17 protein-coding genes, 1 tRNA gene and 1 riboswitch are annotated in these 18,200 nt (G+C 67.0%); of the genes, 7 read left to right on the forward strand and 11 right to left on the reverse strand.

Features of this window, described 5'->3' with window-relative positions:
* Positions 1-451: 451 nt before the first annotated feature.
* On the reverse strand, positions 452-715 hold the full coding sequence (locus tag DIE22_RS13205; protein ID WP_124496797.1) for a hypothetical protein: 264 nt from the start codon (positions 713-715) through the stop codon (positions 452-454).
* 393 nt (positions 716-1,108) lie between these two features.
* Between DIE22_RS13205 and DIE22_RS13210 the strand changes: the two genes are divergently transcribed.
* Together DIE22_RS13210 and DIE22_RS13215 are read left to right on the forward strand one after the other, a co-directional pair.
* On the forward strand, positions 1,109-1,312 hold the full coding sequence (locus DIE22_RS13210) for a cold-shock protein (protein ID WP_006476615.1): 204 nt from the start codon (positions 1,109-1,111) through the stop codon (positions 1,310-1,312).
* 161 nt (positions 1,313-1,473) lie between these two features.
* The gene (locus DIE22_RS13215; RefSeq protein ID WP_124496796.1) at positions 1,474-2,601 is read left to right on the forward strand and encodes an exonuclease domain-containing protein; all 1,128 of its coding nucleotides are present in this window, start codon (positions 1,474-1,476) and stop codon (positions 2,599-2,601) included.
* Positions 2,602-2,637: 36 nt separating this feature from the next.
* Here the strand turns inward: DIE22_RS13215 and DIE22_RS13220 are convergent, their stop codons facing one another.
* Entirely contained in the window at positions 2,638-3,231 is a 594-nt protein-coding gene (locus DIE22_RS13220) for a chorismate mutase (RefSeq protein WP_124605253.1), read from the reverse strand.
* Between the two features lie 220 nt (positions 3,232-3,451).
* Positions 3,452-3,598 (reverse strand): hypothetical protein, encoded by a 147-nt coding sequence (locus tag DIE22_RS38190; RefSeq protein WP_009690993.1) that lies wholly within the window; start codon positions 3,596-3,598, stop codon positions 3,452-3,454.
* 198 nt (positions 3,599-3,796) lie between these two features.
* Here DIE22_RS38190 and DIE22_RS13225 point away from each other — a divergent pair, with 198 nt between their 5' ends.
* From DIE22_RS13225 to DIE22_RS13240, 4 genes are all read left to right on the forward strand, one after another.
* On the forward strand, positions 3,797-4,186 hold the full coding sequence (locus tag DIE22_RS13225) for a DUF2946 domain-containing protein (RefSeq protein WP_124496794.1): 390 nt from the start codon (positions 3,797-3,799) through the stop codon (positions 4,184-4,186).
* 130 nt (positions 4,187-4,316) lie between these two features.
* Entirely contained in the window at positions 4,317-6,671 is a 2,355-nt protein-coding gene (locus DIE22_RS13230; RefSeq protein ID WP_124605254.1) for a TonB-dependent receptor, read from the forward strand.
* On the forward strand, positions 6,659-7,918 hold the full coding sequence (locus DIE22_RS13235) for a sialidase family protein (RefSeq protein WP_124605255.1): 1,260 nt from the start codon (positions 6,659-6,661) through the stop codon (positions 7,916-7,918). The genes DIE22_RS13230 and DIE22_RS13235 overlap by 13 nt, the downstream gene beginning before the upstream one ends.
* A complete protein-coding gene (locus tag DIE22_RS13240; RefSeq protein ID WP_124605256.1) occupies positions 7,915-8,397 on the forward strand; it encodes a TlpA family protein disulfide reductase in 483 nt (160 codons plus the stop codon). Before DIE22_RS13235 ends, DIE22_RS13240 begins: the two co-directional genes overlap by 4 nt.
* Before the next feature lie 87 nt (positions 8,398-8,484).
* Here the strand turns inward: DIE22_RS13240 and DIE22_RS13245 are convergent, their stop codons facing one another.
* The 7 genes from DIE22_RS13245 to pepN form a co-directional block, all read right to left on the reverse strand.
* Positions 8,485-8,739 carry a GlsB/YeaQ/YmgE family stress response membrane protein gene (locus DIE22_RS13245; RefSeq protein ID WP_057928536.1) on the reverse strand — a complete coding sequence of 85 codons (255 nt, stop codon included), beginning with the start codon at positions 8,737-8,739 and terminating at the stop codon, positions 8,485-8,487.
* Positions 8,740-9,001: 262 nt separating this feature from the next.
* Positions 9,002-9,214, reverse strand: coding sequence for a hypothetical protein (locus DIE22_RS13250; protein WP_124605257.1), 213 nt, complete (start codon positions 9,212-9,214; stop codon positions 9,002-9,004).
* On the reverse strand, positions 9,211-10,956 hold the full coding sequence (locus DIE22_RS13255) for an FAD-dependent oxidoreductase (RefSeq protein WP_124605258.1): 1,746 nt from the start codon (positions 10,954-10,956) through the stop codon (positions 9,211-9,213). Before DIE22_RS13255 ends, DIE22_RS13250 begins: the two co-directional genes overlap by 4 nt.
* Before the next feature lie 176 nt (positions 10,957-11,132).
* Positions 11,133-11,942: a LuxR C-terminal-related transcriptional regulator gene (locus DIE22_RS13260; RefSeq protein ID WP_124605259.1), complete on the reverse strand. Its 810-nt coding sequence runs from the start codon at positions 11,940-11,942 to the stop codon at positions 11,133-11,135.
* A gap of 185 nt (positions 11,943-12,127) precedes the next feature.
* Positions 12,128-12,203, reverse strand: a tRNA-Thr gene (locus tag DIE22_RS13265).
* A 207-nt stretch (positions 12,204-12,410) separates the two neighbouring features.
* Positions 12,411-13,424 (reverse strand): class 1 fructose-bisphosphatase, encoded by a 1,014-nt coding sequence (locus DIE22_RS13270; RefSeq protein WP_124605260.1) that lies wholly within the window; start codon positions 13,422-13,424, stop codon positions 12,411-12,413.
* Positions 13,425-13,713: 289 nt separating this feature from the next.
* Positions 13,714-16,407 carry an aminopeptidase N gene (gene pepN, locus DIE22_RS13275; protein WP_124605261.1) on the reverse strand — a complete coding sequence of 898 codons (2,694 nt, stop codon included), beginning with the start codon at positions 16,405-16,407 and terminating at the stop codon, positions 13,714-13,716.
* Positions 16,408-16,593: 186 nt separating this feature from the next.
* On the opposite strand from pepN, the gene DIE22_RS13280 reads away from it, so the two are divergent.
* Positions 16,594-17,298, forward strand: coding sequence for a DUF4136 domain-containing protein (locus DIE22_RS13280; protein WP_124496785.1), 705 nt, complete (start codon positions 16,594-16,596; stop codon positions 17,296-17,298).
* Positions 17,299-17,355: 57 nt separating this feature from the next.
* Here the strand turns inward: DIE22_RS13280 and DIE22_RS13285 are convergent, their stop codons facing one another.
* Complete coding sequence (locus tag DIE22_RS13285; RefSeq protein WP_124496784.1) at positions 17,356-17,928, reverse strand: TMEM165/GDT1 family protein; 573 nt, start codon at positions 17,926-17,928, stop codon at positions 17,356-17,358.
* A gap of 78 nt (positions 17,929-18,006) precedes the next feature.
* A riboswitch (yybP-ykoY riboswitch) is annotated at positions 18,007-18,144 on the reverse strand.
* Positions 18,145-18,200: the final 56 nt, after the last annotated feature.

The raw sequence follows: 18,200 nt of genomic DNA on the forward strand, positions 1-18,200 counted from the left end.
TCGGCGGTGTCGCGGGTCGGCGACGCCGTGCGCGTGGGGCGCGGCACCCTCGTCGGAATCCATTTGCAGTGTAAGGATCGGTCCGGGCGCAGGGGAAAATCGCTTCCGGCAATACTGTATTTTGAATCGCGCAAGAATGAGAATGGGCGCCGAGAGCCGCGGCCATCAAGGCGTTGCGGCGGCGCAGCAGGGGGGAAGCTGATCGGGACTGCCGTCAGGCGCGTTGCGCGATCGCGACAGGCGATCAGTGGCGGGCGAGGGTAGCGCCAGCGCGATTATTGACACAACGGCAATAGAGGTTTGTGTGTAGCATGGATAATGAAAGGATGTTATCTCGCTATACTGCGATCTCTGCTTTCCGAAGCAGACTTTTTCGTTGACGGAAAAGATCTCCAAACCTTTGTCGGCGCGACTTCCCAGTCGCGCTTTTTTTTGCCCGTCTTCCCGATCCCTATTGCGCGTGCGAGCGCCGCTTGCGCTTGCCTGTCGGCTGCGCGTCGTCGGCTTCGGCCGGCGGCGGCGTGTACGTCCAGTCTTCCATCACGTAGTGACGGGCGTCCAGCGGTGACGCCAGCAGGTTCTGCCAATGATCGCCGTGCCAGGTCGGATCGAACTCGGTATCGCACGGCGCTTCACGGGACTCGGCCAGCGCGCGGGACTTGCGGCGTACGCGTGCGAGCCGGCTCGCAAGGCGCTTGATTCCGTCCAGCCACATGACCTTCTCCTTCCATTGCCTGGCACCAGCATCGCAATGTCCTCCGTTGTCCGCAATCCGGAAAAAACCCGAGGATTTTACCGGCTTGATTTGTCCCCGGTAGGTTTTTCGCGGTCCCGATTATCGGCGACATGATCCCGGTAACATTGACAGGTTTTTGATGCGAATCAATTAATAAAAGACGATGGTGTACCGATTCCAGTGGTATTGACGCCTTTTTGATAAAGAAGGCGCTAAAAATTCCCTTGACGCACCCGGATTGTCCAATTTATAAAGTCAGCACTCCGTCCCCGGGCGGGGCGCTGCGGGTGAGTGTCGGCGTGCTGTTGCGGGATTTCGGGAAGCGGCTATAAACAGTAGCTTTTTTGATCTAAACGAGTGGGGAACGAAGGTATGGATACCGGTATCGTAAAATGGTTTAACGATGCTAAGGGTTTCGGTTTTATTACGTCCGACAATGGCGGCGAAGATTTGTTTGCGCACTTTTCCGAAATCCGGATGGACGGCTTCAAAACGCTGAAGGAAAACCAGCGCGTTTCCTTCGACGTGAAAGTCGGGCCGAAAGGCAAGCAGGCAGCGAATATCCAGGCGGTCTGACGCGCCACGCATTGCCGATCACGTCCGGCCCCCGCATCGCGGGGGCTTTTTGCTTTTCGGGGGCACGAAAACTGGCAGCCGCCGAATCGATTCCGGTTCGGACTGGTCGCGAACATGCATGCCGGTGCATACTCACGAAAGCATCGTTTCCCTGTCTTTTCATGTCCGATTCCCGTCCGTCCGATCCCGCCTGCGAACTGCCGCTTGTCTTCGTCGACCTTGAAACCACCGGTGGCTCGTCCGCCGAGCACCGCATCACCGAAATCGGCGTGGTGGAAATCGGCCCGCTCGGCGTATCGACGTGGACGACGCTGGTCAATCCGGGACAGTCGATTCCGCCGTTCATCCAGCAACTGACGGGTATTTCGGACGAGATGGTGCGCGATGCGCCGTCCTTCGCATCGCTCGCGCCCGCGCTGTTCGAGCGGCTCGACGGCAAGCTGTTCGTCGCGCATAACGCGAGCTTCGACCGTGGCTTCCTGCGTGCCGAATTCGAACGTGCCGGCATCGCGTTCAATCCGGACGTGTTGTGCACGGTGCGGCTGTCGCGCGCGCTGTTTCCGCGCGAGGCGCGGCACGGACTCGATGCGCTGATCGAGCGTCATGGCCTCATCCCCGCCGCCCGCCACCGGGCGCTCGCGGATGCCGATCTCCTTTGGCAGTTCTGGCGGCAATTGCACGAGATCGTGCCGCTCGAGCGGCTGCGCGACCAGATCGCGCGCACGACGCGCCACTTCCGTCTCGGGGGGAACCTGACCGAAGCGTGGCTCGATACCGCGCCCGCCGGATGCGGCGCGTACGCGCTGTTCGGGGAGGGCGACGAAGCACTTTACGTCGGGCGCAGCGTGCGCGTGCGGCAGCGCTTGCGCGCGCTGCTGACCGGCGAGCGGCGCTCGTCGAAGGAAATGCGGCTTGCGCAGCAGGTGCGGCGTGTCGAATGGCGGGAAACCGGCAACGAGTTGGGCGCGATGCTCGCCGAAGCGCAATGGATCGCACACCTGCGTCCGTCGTACAACCGGCGTCCCGCGGCCGACAACGCTCGTGCAGGCAAGGCGCCCTGGCCGTTCGACGGCGCGGTCGCGTTCGAAGCGTGCGGCGAGCGCCGCCTGTTTCACGTGATCGACGGGTGGCGCTATCTCGGTGCGGCCGAATCGCTCGACGCGGCCGTGCGCCTCGTGACCGATGGCGTGGACGGCGCGTTCGAACCCCATACCCATCGCCTGCTGCAGACCCATCTCGCACGCGGCCTGCAACTGATTCCGCTCGCGGCGCTTACCCCTGCCGATTGAGCACCGCTTGCTGCCGCGCGCGATGGCCGTGCGCGCTCAGCCGATCGCGCTGGCGCCGCCGGCGGAGCAGACGTGCGACAGCGCGGTGCCGAGCGCCTGCGTCCGGGTGGCGTCGTAGCGGGTGAGCGTCTTCCAGTTCGCGATGCTGCGTGCGAGCCGCGCCTGGCAATCGGGCGCGTCGCGCAGCGGCGCGACCCGGGCGAGGCCGGTCAGCATCTTTTGCGTGAGCTGGTCGAGCGCCGGCCGCGTGCTGGTCGCGAGGTCGGGCGGCGTGCCTTCGGGCGGTCGCGTCGCGCGCCAGGTGGCAAAGAGCGCATTCTGCACGTCCTTGCTCGCGGCGATCTGATCCTCGAAGAACGTGCGCGCGAATGCCGGATCCACGCCGGCCTGTGCGGCGCGCTTCTCCATCGATGCGAGCAATGCCGCTTCGCGGGGCCGGTCTTCGATCGCCTTGTGGTTCGCCCATTTCCATCGTGCGACGGGTTCGGCAAGCGCGAGCCGCTGCGATGCGAGCGCGACGAGATTGGTGAGCGCGGTGTCGTCGCCGTCCGCGCGCGCGATCTGCGGTGACGAAAAGAGGGCGACGCCGAGCGCGGCGACAGCGACGCTGGCACGAATGGCTTGTTTCATCGGAACGATCGGGAAAGCCGGGCGGGCCGGAGGTGGAAAACCAGAAGGATAGACGAAGACAGTCGCGCGGCGGAACGACGCGACAGAAGAATCAGCGGACGCGCTGACCCGGCACCGTCAGGCCGTTGCAGCCCGGGTGCGAAGCGATCTGCGCCGAAAACGCAGCGATGAACCGCACGATCTCGATTGACACGTGGCGGTTACAGAACGGAATGCGGGTTCACTTCGGCGAGTACAGCTTGTGCTGCTCGTCGAAGAATGCCCGGACGTGCTCGGGCAATTCGGCGAGGAATTCCACGCCGACAGGTTCCGGATCCGGGCTCATCACTTGCTCGGGCGGGGGCATGCGGGTTGGTCTTTCGTCCATGGTCGTTTCTCCAGCAGGTTCAATAATTATCAACCTCGTGCTCGGATTTATGCCAGTGGCGAATCGTTAGATTTTGTCTCTGTTGTATTAACGGCACATGCGCTGCTGCGCGCCGTGCGATGCCGACTATTGCACCCTGCACGATCGGCAACGATTGAGTCGCTTGCTATACTTGCGCGCACTTTTTCCTGGACCGCGATGAAACGAACGACGCGATGGATCGGCCTCGTCTGGCTGGCGCTGGTACTGAACGTACTGTCGCCCGTCGTCGGCTATGCGCGTCTCGCGTCGAGCGGTTCCGGCGAGCTCACGCTCGAATTGTGCAGTGCGGCAGGCGCCCGCCAGGTCGTCCTCGCGCAGCCCGGCGACGACCGCGGTGCGGCGTCGTTCGACCATGCGGACGTGCCGCACTGCGTGTACTGTCCCGGCTTCGCGGCGAACGTCGCGCTCGGCACGAGCCTGCCCGCGTTGCCGGGCTTCGTGCGCGCGTTCGCGTACCGGGCGGCCGCCCCGGCCGTTCCCGATTTTCCCCGCCAGGGCATCCGTCTCGCGCAGCCGCGCGGTCCGCCTGAAAACGTCCCGATCTGATTGATATCGTCCGCGCGCCCCGGTGGCGCGCGTGCCGCCCGCGGTCCGGTCCGCGCGCCGCGCCGTGTGCGCGCGGCGCGTCGGCTCGCGTCCGGTGGCGGCCCCCGGTCACGTTTTCAGGAATTCATCCATGTCGTTCACTTTCGCCGCGCGGCCGTCGCGCGGTCGGCTCGCGCTCGCCTGCGCGGCCGCTTTTGCCTGGCAGACCGCGCAAGCGGCTCCGACCGATGGTGCACCCGCCGATCCGGTGCCAACCGGCCCGGACAACCGGGCCGGCCGCGCCGCATCGATTGCCGTGCCCGGGCCCGCGCCGACGGGCGACACGCTGACCGCCGTCAGCGTCACCGCCCAGCGGCAACCCGTCGATCCCGATACGCCGGCCGTCGTCGAGTCGATCACGCGCGAGCAGATCGACGCGCACACCAACGTCACCACCGAGGACGCGCTGAAGTACGCGCCCAACCTGATGGTCCGCAAGCGCTACATCGGCGACCGCAACAGCGTGTTCGCCGGTCGCGACTTCAACGAACTGCAGAGCGCGCGCGGGCTCGTGTATGCCGATGGCCTGCTGCTGTCGAACCTGCTCGGCTCGAGCTATGCGTACCCGCCGCGCTGGTCGCTGATCGCCCCCGACGATATCGCGCGCGTCGATGTGCTGTATGGCCCCTTTTCCGCGCTGTATCCGGGCAATGCGATCGGCTCGACCGTGCTGCTGACGACGCGGCGCCCCGACAAACTCGAGGCGTCGCTATCGACGCAGTTCTTCACGCAGCGCTATCACGACGGCTACGGGTTCGCGGATAGCTTCGGCGGCAATCACCAGACCGCGCGGATCGCGAACCGCGTCGGCAAGTTCTGGTTTTCGCTGTCGCTCGACCGGCTGGAGAACGACGGTCAGCCGATGCAGTATGCGAGCCCCAATTCCGCCTACAACCCGCGGCTCGGCGCCGCGGTGCCCGTGACGGGCGCGGCCACCGACATCGGACCCAACGGCAAGCCGCGCACGATCGTCGGCACGCAGAACATCGAGCGGACCGAGCAGCTCAACGAGACGGTGCGGATGGGCTATGCGTTCACGGACCGCGTCGACGCGACGCTGACGCTCGGGCACTGGGAGAACCATTACCGGCAGCATGGCGAAACCTTCCTGCGCGACGCGGCCGGCAATCCCGTCTACGGCGGCAACGTGTCGATCGGCGGCCGGAACATGACCGTCGCGCCGAGCGCGTTCGCGCCGCAGCGCGGCGACCAGGAGAACTGGCTGTATGCGCTCGGCCTGAACAGCCGGCTCGATTCGGGCTGGCGGCTGTCGGGCATCGTGTCCGCGTACGACGTGTCGCGCGACGTGCTGCGCGCGGCATCGACCGCGCAGGGCGGGGCGGGCACGCTGTTCCAGGGCGACGGCACGGGCTGGCGTACGCTCGACCTGAAGGCCGAGGCGCCGCAGGTGAAGGGCCACACGTTCACGTTCGGCTATCACTACGACAACTATTTCCTGCGCAACGTCACGTACAACACGGCCGACTGGCTGGCCGGGCCGACCACGTCGCTCGCGAGCGTCTACCAGGGCGACACGCGCACGCAGGCGCTGTACGCGCAGGACGCGTGGCGTTTCGCGCCCGGCTGGCTCGCGACCCTCGGCCTGCGCTACGAGCGCTGGGATGCGTACGGCGGCGCGCTCGGCAACGCGAACGGCACGCTCGGCTACGCGGACCGCAGCGCGAATGCGCTGTCGCCGAAAGTCGCGCTGCAATGGGACGCGACGGACGTCTGGCGCTTCCGGCTGTCATTCGCGACGGGCACGCGCTTCCCGACGGTCGGCGAACTGTTCCAGGGCACGATCTCGAACAACGCGATCGTCAACAACAACCCGAACCTGCGGCCGGAAAAGGCGATCGACTGGGATTTCACGGCCGAGCGCGACGTCGGCGTCGGTGTCGTGCGCGCGAGCGTATTCCAGAGCGATCTGCGCGACTCGATCTACAGCCAGACGACGGTGTCGGGCGCGTCGACCGTCACCAACATCTCGAACGTCGATCGCGTGCGCGTGCGCGGCGTCGAACTCGGATTCAGCGGCCGGAACGTCGGGCTGCGCGGGCTCGACATCGACGCGAACGTGTCGGCGAGCAATGCGCAGATCCTCGCCGATACCGCGAATCCCGCGTACGTCGGCTCGCGCTTTCCGCGCGTCCCGCGCATGCGCGCGAACCTGCTCGCGTCGTACCGCTTCGACGAGCACTGGCTCGCGAGCGTCGGCGTCCGCTACTCGGGCCGCCAGTTCAACACGCTCGACAACAGCGACGTGAATCCGGACGTGTACGGCGGCACGAGCATCTTCACGGTCGTCGACCTGAAGGCGCGCTACCGGTTCGACCGTCACTGGACCGCGTCGGTCGGCATCGACAACCTGACGGACCGCCGCTACTACGTGTTCCACCCGTATCCGGGCCGCACTTTCTTTGGAGAACTGAAATGGTCGCTGTGAAATCGCTCGCGGCAGGCTGCGCGCTGTGGCTCGCGGCGCTGTCGCCCGCCCGCGCGCACGACGCACCGAAAGCCGCCGATCCGCATGCGGCGCACATGAGCATGCAGGCCGCGCCGGCGCAACAGAAGCAGCCGCTCGCGACCGGCGCCGCGTTCGACGCGCGGCACCGGCTGTGGGTCGCATGGGTCGAAGGCGCGCACGTCGTCGTCGCGCACTCGGACGACGCGGGCCGGACGCTATCCGCGCCCGTGACCGTCAACGCGATGCCCGAGCCGATCTACACGAGCGCGGAGAATCGGCCGAAGATTGCGACGAGTCCCGACGGTCGCGCGGCGTACGTGTCGTGGTCGATGCCGCTCGATGCGCCGTACACCGGCATGGTGCGCTTCTCGCGCTCGCTCGACGGTGGTGCGACCTGGAGCGTGCCCGTCACCGTCCATCGCGACCGGCAGGCGATCACGCACCGCTTCGACATGATGGCCGTCGACCCGGCCGGCAACATCGCGATCGCGTGGATCGACAAGCGCGATCTCGCTGCGGCGAAGGCGGCGGGGCAGGCGTACGACGGTGCGGCCGTCTACTACGCGGTGTCGCGCGACGGCGGCGTGTCGTTCGAGCCCGAGCGCAAGGTGACCGACCACACATGCGAATGCTGTCGCATCGCGATGGCGATCGATCCGGCCGGACACATCGAGGCCGTGTGGCGCAACGTGTTCCCGGGGCAGATCCGCGACCATGCGCTCGCGGTGTTGCCCGTACCGGCGTCGGAGCCCGTCGTGCCGATCCGTGCGACGTTCTCGAACTGGCATGTCGAGGCCTGCCCCGAGCACGGGCCGGCGCTTGCGATCACGCCCGACGGTACGCGTCATATTGCGTGGTTCGGTGTCGTCGACGGCCGCGCCGACGTGTTCTATTCGCGCATCGGCGCCGACGGCCGGCCGCGCGGCACGCCGTGGGCATTCGGCGCGAATCCGGCGGTGCCGGCCGAGCAGGCATCGCATGCGGCGCTCGTCGCGCGCGGCGACGTCGTCTGGCTTGCATGGAAGGCGTTCGATGGCGACGCGATGCAGATCAAGCTGCGCCGCTCGGACGATCGCGGCGAGCACTGGTCGGCGCCGCGCGTGATCGCGTCGACGTCGGGCGCGAGCGACAATCCGCAACTGCTCGACGATGCGGGGCGCATCTACCTGTCGTGGCGCACGCGTAACGACGGCTACCGGCTGATTCCCGTCGAGGGCGCGCAATGAAACGGCTGATGATCCTGATCGGCGCCGTGCTCGCGAGCCTGCCGGCGTGGGCCGGCGAACTGCAACCGCTGCGCGCGGCCGAGGTCGCGAAGTTGTATGCGACGGCGCACGATCGACCGCTCGCGGTCGAGATCTGGTCGCTCGATTGCGGATACTGCCGCGAGAACGCCGCGCATCTCGTCGCGTGGCAGTGCCGGCATCCGGACGTGCAGCTCGCAATGGTCGCGATGGACGCTTATGACGACAACGGTGCGGCGATCGCGCAGGTGCTCGCGCAAATGAACCTGCCGCCGCAGGTCGCGCAGTATGCGAACGCGGAGCCGATGCCCGAGCGTCTGCGGGCGGCGCTCGATGCGGGATGGCGGGGAGAGATGCCGCGTACGGTGTGGATCGGACGCGATGGCGCACGCGAAGCGCGCAGCGGATTGCTGACGACCGGCGTGCTCGACGGCTGGTTGCAGCGCGGCAAGCGCCGCTGAAACGGAAGGCGGCGCGCGCGCAATGCAGCGCGCCGCTTCGATGCAAGAACGAAACGAAAGCGCGCCCGAAGGCGCGCAAGAAGAGCGTCAGGCCGCGCGCCTGAATAGCCGGATCACGAACAGCAGGATCACGGCGCCGATGACCGCGACGATCACCGAGCCGATGAAGCCGCTGCCGAGGCTGATGCCGAGCAGCCCGGCCAGCCAGCCGCCGATCACCGCGCCGACGATACCGACGATGATGTCGACGATCAGCCCGAACCCGCCGCCCTTGACGAGCAGCCCGGCCAGCCAGCCGGCGATCGCACCGATGATGAGCCACATAATCAAGCCATGAGTCATGGTGATCCTCTCCTTGTGTTGAGTCGAAATGACCGGACGTCGGCTGTTTCGCCGCAAGCAGCCTGTAGGCGGCATGCGACCTGCCGCGCCGCCCACGCAATGTAACGCGATAGACGGGTCGGAATCGTTAAGTAATGTTATGCACCCTTAACGGGTTTTTCCAGAGGATTCGTCTGCCTACGGCGCGGTGCATACGCAGACGATGCGTGGCGAAATGAAGATGTAAGGAAAGGATGGCGACCGCGCGGCGGTGCGTCGTGCGTCATTGTCCGTGCGACGGCGCCGGTGCGCGCGTATCTGGCAGGCCGTCGCCGGCGTCGGCAATCAGGCGGCCGACGGTCTGCGCATCGCCGATCGTCTCGATCGCCAGCAGCGCGAAGCGCGCGAGAAAGAGCGGGGCATCGGCTTCGCCGATACGGGTCATCGTGCGGCACAGATCGGTGTAGAGGGCGTCGCGTTCGGTGTCGGTCATCATGCGTTCTCCTGAAGATCGGCTGACGTGCGCGGGTGGAGCGCGCGTTCGAGTGCGGTGCTCAGGTCGGCGGCGCGTGCGTCGCGCCAGCGGCCGAGCACGTGTCCGTCCGGACGCACGAGGTAGACGGTGCCGTCGCGCGCACCGTACAGGTCGAATAACCGGCCGTCTGCATCGTAGCCGCCGCATCCCGTCTGTTGCGGTGCCGCGTGCCGCGCGAGCGTAACCAGCGTGAACGGTATGCCGGCGTCGTGCAGGCGCCGCGCGAGATCGGCGAACGACGGATCGGGTGCGCCGTCGCGCGTGAAGCGGAATGCCGTGAAGCACGGGCCGACGAGATCGGTCAGGTGGCCGCGACGCGCGCCGTCGGCGTTGCCGATGTCGCGCGACGTCTGCAGCATCAGTGGACATTCCGCGAGTACCGTGCCGGGCGCCGGCCCGGCCGAAAATGCATCGCGCTCGGGTGTATTGAGCGGCGACGCCGTGTACGCGATCGCCGACGTCTGGCGCGGATTGATCAGCGAACGCAACGCCGGATGCCGGACCGCGAGCGTGAGCACGGCCTTGCGCATCAGGTCGAACGCGAACGACGGCGGCGCCATGAACTCGGTGCTCTTGGTGCCGTAGCGCAGGTTCTCGTGCGTCGCGAACACGCGTTCGTCCGAATAGCTGTCGAGCAGCGCGTCCGACGCGAGGCCGTGCATCACGTACGCCAGTTTCCACGCGACATTGTCGGCGTCGTCGATGCCCGAATTCGCGCCGCGCACGCCGAAGATCGGCACGAGGTGCGCGGCGTCGCCGCAGAACAACACGCGGCCGTGACGGTAGCGTTCGAGCGTCAGCGCGTTCGCCTTGTAGATCGTGATCCAGATCGGCGACCAGTCGCCGCGCTCGCCCATCATGTCGAGCAGGTTCTGTACGCGCGGGAGCACGTTCTCGGGCTTCACGGCCGCTTCGGGATCCTCGTCGTCGCGCAGCTGGTAGTCGATCCGCCATACGTTGTCGGGCTGCTTGTGGACGAGCACCGTCGAGCCGGGGTTCGACGCCGGGTCGAAATACGCGAGCCGTTCGGTCGGACGGTCGCTGTCGAGCGCGATGTCGACGATCACGTAGCGGCCTTCGTAGCGGGTTCCTTGCAGCGACAGGCCGAGCGCATCGCGCATCGTGCTGCGCCCGCCGTCGCTCGCGACGATCCAGTCGGCATCGAGTGCGTAGCCGCCGAGCGGCGTATCGACGTCCAGCCGCACGCTGTCCGGGTGCCGCGTGACGCCGGCGACTTTCGTCTGCCAGCGGATCTCGATGAGCCCGGGGCGGCGCAGCGCGGCATCGAGCAGGAACTGCTCGATGTGATACTGCGCGAGGTTCACCATCGGCGGCAGCTTCTGGTTCTCGTCCTGCGGCATCGTGAAATGCAGCACTTCGTCGCGACGATGGAAGCTGCGTCCGCCGCTCCACGGCAGCCCGACGCGCATGAAGCTGTCGAGCGCGCCGAGCCGCTCGATGATCTCGAGGCTGCGTCGCGAGATGCAGATCGCGCGGCTGCCGTGGCAGACCGAATCGTCTGCTTCGAGCAGCACGCTGCGGATGCCGTGGTTGGCGAGGCCGAGTGCGACGGCGAGGCCCACCGGCCCGCCGCCGACGATCGCGACGCGGTGCCGCTGCGTATCGACACCGTCGCCGCAGGTCGGCAGGTGCGCGGGATGACGCGCGGCGACGAAAGGATATGGCTTGAACTCGATGCCCATCGTTGGCTTCCAGGTTGCACTGATCGGACGCGCACGCTCGACGACGCGATGCGTGCGGGCAGGTTGGATGCAGTATGGAAGCCGCGCCGGACACCGCTGTCCCCATTCCGGGTACAGCGAACGGCTGGCGGCGGGCCGGGATTTACCCCGACGCGTTCAGGATCGGCCAGCGCCGTTCACGGCTGCAGGCACAGCGCAAACAGCTGGCGCTGGCTCGAGATGCCGAGACGCCGGAACGCGCGCTTCTGGTAGGTGACGACGCTCGATGCCTTCACGCCGATCGTGTCGCCGATCTCCTGCGCGGTCTGGCCTTCGAGCACGCCGCGCAGCACGTCGAGTTCGCGCTTGGACAGGGTCGGGCATGCGCCGCGCAGCCGCGCGAGCATCAGTTGCGGGATGCCGATCTGCGTCGAGCCCGCGAGCGCGTAGTGATGCTGCGCAGCCTGCGTGATCAGCGGCGCGAGCGTTTCGATGGCCGCGATTTCGCGCGGCTGGAATGCGCCGCTGCGATGCGCGCGATACAGGTTGATCGACAGCCAGGTCGAGTCGTTCGGCTGCATCAGCAGCGCGAGCCGATCGGATACGTCGGGGCCGCGGTAGCAGGCCGCGCGATACGCGTCATGACCGATCTCGTCGCCGGTCTGCTGATGCAGCAGCACGTCGCGGCGCTGTGTGCCGCGACCGGCGGCCGAGACGATCTTCTGGTTGCCGTCGAGCGCATAGAAATGTCGCGCGTAGGTGTCGGCGACATCGCGCAGGTAGCGGCCGCCGCGATGATCGGCGACCGACACGGTGCGCGGCCGGTTGCCGAACTCGTACGCGAAGATCGTGCACTGCGTGACGGACAGCGCATCGTCGAACAGCTTCAGGATTTCCGCGGCGAACGCGTTCGGCTCGCTGCCGCCGATCGCGGCGACGAGACCGGTCGCGCGGGACACGTCCAGTTGTCCGCCGAGGTTCGGTCGATCGAGACGCCAGGTGCGCATGATGCAGGGGGAGGGCAGGGTGGTCCGGCGATTGTAGTCGGCGGCGCGCGGCGCGGGAGTCGGGAGATGCCCGCAAGTGAAAACGACGGGGCGGGCGCACGATTTCGTGTATCGGAAAGCGTGGAGAAACGTGGCCGGAAAAGAGAAAAGGCCTGGCAAGCGATGCTTGTCAGGCCTTTATATCTTGGTGCCGGAGATAGGAGTCGAACCTACGACCTTCGCATTACGAATGCGCTGCTCTACCAACTGAGCTACACCGGCAGCAGAGAAATGAAATTATATGGTGAAATCCGAGATCTTGGCAATAGGTTTTGCGAATTTTTTTCAGCTTCCTGCTGCTGCTTCGCGAACCCTCGATCCGGCGGACTTCCCGCTTTCACTTCACTGCGATGCGGCCTGTCAGGGCCACATCGCGAAGGCGCGATTGTACTGACGTCTCGCACCTCCGTCCAGTGCTGCAGTGCAAATTTATTGGCCTTCGTTGTGATAGCCGGTCACGCGCTCGACTTCGTTCTTCGAACCGAGGAACACCGGCACGCGCTGGTGCAGGCCGGTCGGCTGCACTTCCATGATGCGCTGCGTGCCCGTGGTCGCGGCGCCGCCCGCCTGTTCGACGATGAACGACATCGGGTTCGCTTCGTACATCAGGCGCAGCTTGCCCGGACGATCGGGCGTGCGCTTGTCGGCCGGGTACATGAAGATGCCGCCGCGGTTCAGGATCCGGTGCACGTCGGCCACCATCGACGCGATCCAGCGCATGTTGAAGTTGTCGCCGCGCGGGCCTTCCTTGCCGGAGTTCAGCTCGTCGACATAGCGCTGGACCGGCTCGTACCAGTGGCGGGCGTTCGATGCGTTGATCGCGTATTCGCGCGTATCGGCCGGGATCTGCATGTTGCTTTGCGTGAGCACCCACGAGCCGACTTCGCGGTCGAGCGTGAAGCAGTTCACGCCGTTGCCGGTCGTCAGCACGAACACGGTCTGCGGGCCGTACACCGCGTAGCCGGCCGCGACCTGCTCCGTGCCCGGCTGCAGGAACGATTCCTCGGTGGCCTGCTTGCCGTCCGGGCAGCGCAGCACCGAGAAGATCGTGCCGATCGACACGTTCACGTCGATGTTCGACGAGCCGTCGAGCGGGTCGAACACGAGCAGGTATTCGCCGCGCGGATAGTTCGCGGGGATCGGGAAGAACGTTTCCATTTCCTCCGACGCCATCGCGGCGAGGTTGCCGCCCCATTCGTTCGCGTCGAGCAGGATCTCGTTCGACAGGATGTCGAGCTTCTTCTGCACTTCGCCCTGGACGTTCTCGCTGCCGGCGGTACCGAGTGCATCGCCGAGCGCGCCCTTCGACACGTTGTAGCTGATCGCCTTGCACGCGCGGGCGACGACTTCGATCAGCAGGCGGAGGTCGGCGGGGAGGTTGTTGGTCTCACGCTGCTGCTCGATCAGGAACTTGGACAGCGTGGTGCGGCGGGCAATGGACATGACAGACTCCGAAAGGCCAAAGAATCCTTGAATTGCCGCAATTTTACCCGGCGCGCCTGCCGGCCCGCCGCCTTTTTTCGTCCGGTTACATGGCCGGGCGGCCGATTCGGCCGGGTTGCGGCGTGCGCCGCAGCCGGGATTTGTGCCGTCGCGGCCGGAAATCACGGCGTCCGAGCTGCTGTCGGGCCCTGACCCCGACCGCGCTTGCGGCAACAAAAAAAGCCGGCGCCGCAACGGGGCGGCGCCGGCTTCGTTGCGCGCGAGCGCGAGGCGAAGCGCGTGCGTGACGTTACGCGAGCGCCTTCTCGACAATCTCGCGCACGTCGCGCGATTTCGCGCCGGCCGCGACCTGCTCGAGCGCTTCGCGCATCCGGTCGCGCAGCGCCGGCGTGAAGCGGCGCCACAGTTCGAGCGAGCGGGCGAGGCGTGCGGCGACCTGCGGGTTGATCGCGTCGAGCGCGAGCACCTGCTCGGCCCAGAACGCGTAGCCCGAACCGTCCGCCGCGTGGAATTGCGCCGGGTTCGCCGCGCAGAAGCTGAAGATCAGCGAGCGTGCGCGGTTCGGGTTCTTGAGGTTGAACGCGGGGTGGGCCATCAGCGTGCGGACCTTCGCGAGCGTCGGCTGGGCGGACGTGCCGCGCTGCGCGGCCTGCATCGCGAACCACTTGTCGATCACGAGCGCTTCCTTCTCGAAGCGACGGTAGAAGTCGTCGAGCGCACGCGTGGCCGCGTCGTTCGCGCCCGAGGCCGCGGCGGACAGCAGTGCGCCGAGCGCGGCGGCGCGATCGGTCATGTTGTTCGCCGCGTCGTACTGCGCGGTCGCGATGCGCACGGCGTCGGCCGGATCCTCGAGTTCGGCGAGATACGCGAGCGCGAGGTTCTTCAGCGCGCGGCGGCCGGACGCTTCGGGCGTCGGCTCGTACGCGCCCGGCGTCTGGTGCTGCTCGTACGCGGCGAGCCACTCGGCGCGCAGCGCGGCCGCAAGCCGGCGGCGCACGAACTGGCGTGCGCGATGCACGGCGGCCGGATCGGCTTCCGCCATCTGGTCGGCCAGGTAGGTTTCCGACGGCAGCGTCAGCGCGAGTTCGCGGAACGCGGGCGACAGGTTTTCGTCGGTCAGCACGCGGCGGAACGCGGCGACGAAGTGCTCGCCGAGCGTGAGCGGTTCGTTCGCGGCGGCGCGCGTGGCGAGCGTCAGCAGCGCGCGCGTCGCGAGCCGCTGGCCGGCTTCCCAGCGGTTGAACGGGTCGCTGTCGTGCGCGAGCAGGAATGCGAGATCGTCTTCACTGTAGTCGTACTCGACGATCACCGGTGCCGAGAAATTGCGCAGCAGCGACGGCAGAGGCTGTTCCGGCACGTCGACGAACGTGAAGGTCTGTTCGGTGTCGGTGAAGTCGAGCACGCGCGTCGTGCCCGACGCGGCGGCTTCGCCGTCGAGGCGCAACGGCAGGTCGCGGCCGTCGCGGCCAATCAGGCCGATCGCGAACGGGATCAGCAGCGGCCCCTGTTGCGTCTCGCGCGCCGCCGGCGACGCGTCGCCGTAGCTCTGCGCGAGCGTGACCGTGTAGCGGCGCGCATCCGCGTCGTACGCGGTGCGCACCGACACGCGCGGCGTGCCGGCCTGGCTGTACCAGCGCTCGAACTGCGCGAGATCGCGTCCGTTCGCGTCGGCCATCGCGTGACGGAAGTCGTCGCACGTCACCGCGTGACCGTCGTGGCGCTTGAAGTACAGGTCCATCCCCTTGCGGAACCCGTCGCGGCCGAACAGCGTCTGGTACATCCGCACGACTTCCGAGCCTTTCTCGTACACGGTCATCGTGTAGAAGTTGTTGATCTCGACGTAGCTTTCCGGACGTACCGGATGCGCCATCGGGCCCGCGTCCTCGGCGAACTGCAACTGGCGCAGCACGCGCACGTCCTCGATGCGCTTGACCGCGCGCGCCGCCGATGCGACGTCGTCGCCCGCGGCCATGTCGGCCGAGAACTCCTGGTCGCGGAACACCGTCAGGCCTTCCTTCAGGCTCAGCTGGAACCAGTCGCGGCAGGTCACGCGGTTGCCGGTCCAGTTGTGGAAGTACTCGTGGCCGACCACCGACTCGATGTTCGCGAAGTCGGTGTCGGTCGCGGTCTCGGGGTTCGCCAGCACGTACTTCGTGTTGAAGATGTTGAGCCCCTTGTTCTCCATCGCGCCCATGTTGAAGTCGCCGACCGCGACGATCATGAAGCGGTCGAGATCGAGCTCGAGACCGAAGCGCTTCTCGTCCCATCGGATCGAGTGGACCAGCGAATCCATCGCGTGACGGGTCTTGTCGAGATCGGCCGGTTCGACCCACACCTGCAGCAGCTTTTCCTTGCCGGAGCCGGACGTGATCTTCTCCTCGATCGCGACGAGCTTGCCCGCGACGAGCGCGAACAGGTAGCTCGGCTTGCGGAAAGGGTCTTCCCATTTCGCGAAGTGGCGGCCGTCGGGCAGCTCGCCCGAGTCGACCAGGTTGCCGTTCGACAGCAGCACCGGATACGCGGCCAGGTCGGCGCGCAGCGTGACGGTGTACGACGCCATCACGTCGGGGCGGTCGAGGAAGTAGGTAATGCGGCGAAAGCCTTCGGCCTCGCACTGCGTGAAGAAGTTGCCGCTCGATACGTAGAGGCCCGACAGCGTCGTGTTCTGGTCCGGCGTGCACGCGCTGTCGAGCGTGAGTTCGAACGCGTCGGGCACGTTTTCGACGGTCAGCCCGTGTTCGTGTGCGCGCACCGCACCGTACGGCGCGCCGTCGAGCTGCGCGCCGAGGAATTCGAGCGCTTCGCCCATCAGCTCCAGATGCGGGGTGGGCACCGCATCCGGATTGCGGCGCACGCGCATCGTATTCCTGACGATCGTGCGGGCCGGCGCGAGATCGAATTCGAGTGCGACGGAATCGATGAGGAAGGCCGGCGGCGTATAGTCGGCGCGGCGGATCACGGTGGAGGAGGCGTTGTCGGACATGGTCGTCGAGATCGGTGGAGTGGGGATCGGGCCCGCTGCGCGGGCCGGGTGAACCGGGCCATTGTACAAAGGCTTGCGGCCGCGTGCCGGGCGAACTTTTTACCGGTTCCGGCAGTCCGCGTATTATCGGCATCCCGTGCGGTTCGCGTGGTGCGACGAACGGGTGACGGATCGACGAGGATCGACATGAAACGTGAATGGATTCAACGCGGTGCGGGCTGGACGGCGGTGCTGTGCGTGGCGCTGCTGACGGGCTGCACCAGCTACGTGACGACGCAGGTCACGGCCTTCTCCGACTGGAGCGGCAGCGACGCGACACGCACTTACGCTTTCACGCGCACGGATGCGCAGAAGCACAGCATCGAGCAGTCGACCTACGAGCCGATCGTCTCGAACGAGCTGTCCGCGTATGCGTTCCGGCAGGTGCCGGCCACGCAGGCGCGCTATCTGGTCGGGCTGGCCTACGGGGTCGGCAGCGATCTGGTGACGGTGCCGCAGCCGGTCTACTACGATCCGTGGTTCATGGGGCCGGGGCCGTACTGGCGGGGCGGGCCGTGGGGCCCGTGGGGGCCCTGGGGGCCGATGCCGGCCGGCTACGTCGCGCAGACCTATCAGGTCTTCGACTACACGCTCGGCATCCGGATTACCGAGCGCGCGACCGGCAAGGAGGTCTATAACGTGACCGCGCGCACTACCGGCGACAACGGCGCGCTGCTTTATGCGATGCCGTTCCTCGCACGCAGCGCGCTCGCCGATTTCCCGTTGGCGAACGGCGCGATCCGCACGGTGCGGCTGCCGGTCGACAAGCGCGGCGGGCCGGCTGCGCCGCCGGCCGCCAACGAGCGAGCGGTGCCGGCCGTGCCGGCATCGGGCGCGGCGGTCGCGAAGTAACGCGCCATCTCGTCACCGGCGCGGCCGTCTGGCCGCGCCGCCTGTTGCCTGCCTGCGTCAGGCCCCGACGCCCAGCAGCGCCAGCGCGCCCAGCACGACGAACAGCGCGGCCGCGATGCCGTGCACCAGCTTCGTCGGCAGGCAGTGCGCGAAACGGTCGCCCAGCAGGATCGCGGGCACGTTCGCGAGCATCATCCCGAAGGTCGTGCCGGCCACCACGCCGATGTAGTCCTGGAAGCGCGCGGCGAGCGCGACGGTCGCGATCTGCGTCTTGTCGCCCATTTCCGCGAGGAAGAACGCGACGAGCGTCGCGCCGAACACGCCGAGCCGCGAGCGGTTCGTGTTGGCTTCGTCGGCATCGAGCTTGTCCGGTACGAGGATCCACAACCCCATCGCGATGAACGAGAACGCGAGCGCCCAGCGCATGATCGACGGCGTGACGAGTACCCCCAGCCATTCGCCGAGCGCACCGGCGAGGCCATGGTTCACGAGCGTCGCGACGAGCACGCCGAGAATGATCGGCATGGGCTTGCGATAGCGCGCGGCCAGCACGAGGGACAGCAGTTGGGTCTTGTCGCCGATTTCAGCGAGGGCGACGGCGCCGGTGGAGATCAGGAAGGCTTGGGACACGTACGGGGTTCCACGGGCCGGTGTTGTGCGTGCGAGCGACGATCCGCCGCGCGCCGGGCCCTGATGCGGCGCGCAGTGAACCATCGGTCTCGCCAGGCCTCGGTGGCTGCGTCCGCCATGGCCGAACGGCCAAGTCTGTTGACGGACGCCCCCGTCACGATGCGCGCCGGGGGCGCGGGACATCGAGCGGAGCGGCTACTCCCCAATGAGCGGCGAATTCTAGCACGGCGCGTGCCGTGCGCGGTGCGGATTCGGCGGCCCGGCATGCGCTG

This window comes from Burkholderia sp. Bp9142, assembly GCF_003853415.1.
Lineage (GTDB): Bacteria > Pseudomonadota > Gammaproteobacteria > Burkholderiales > Burkholderiaceae > Burkholderia.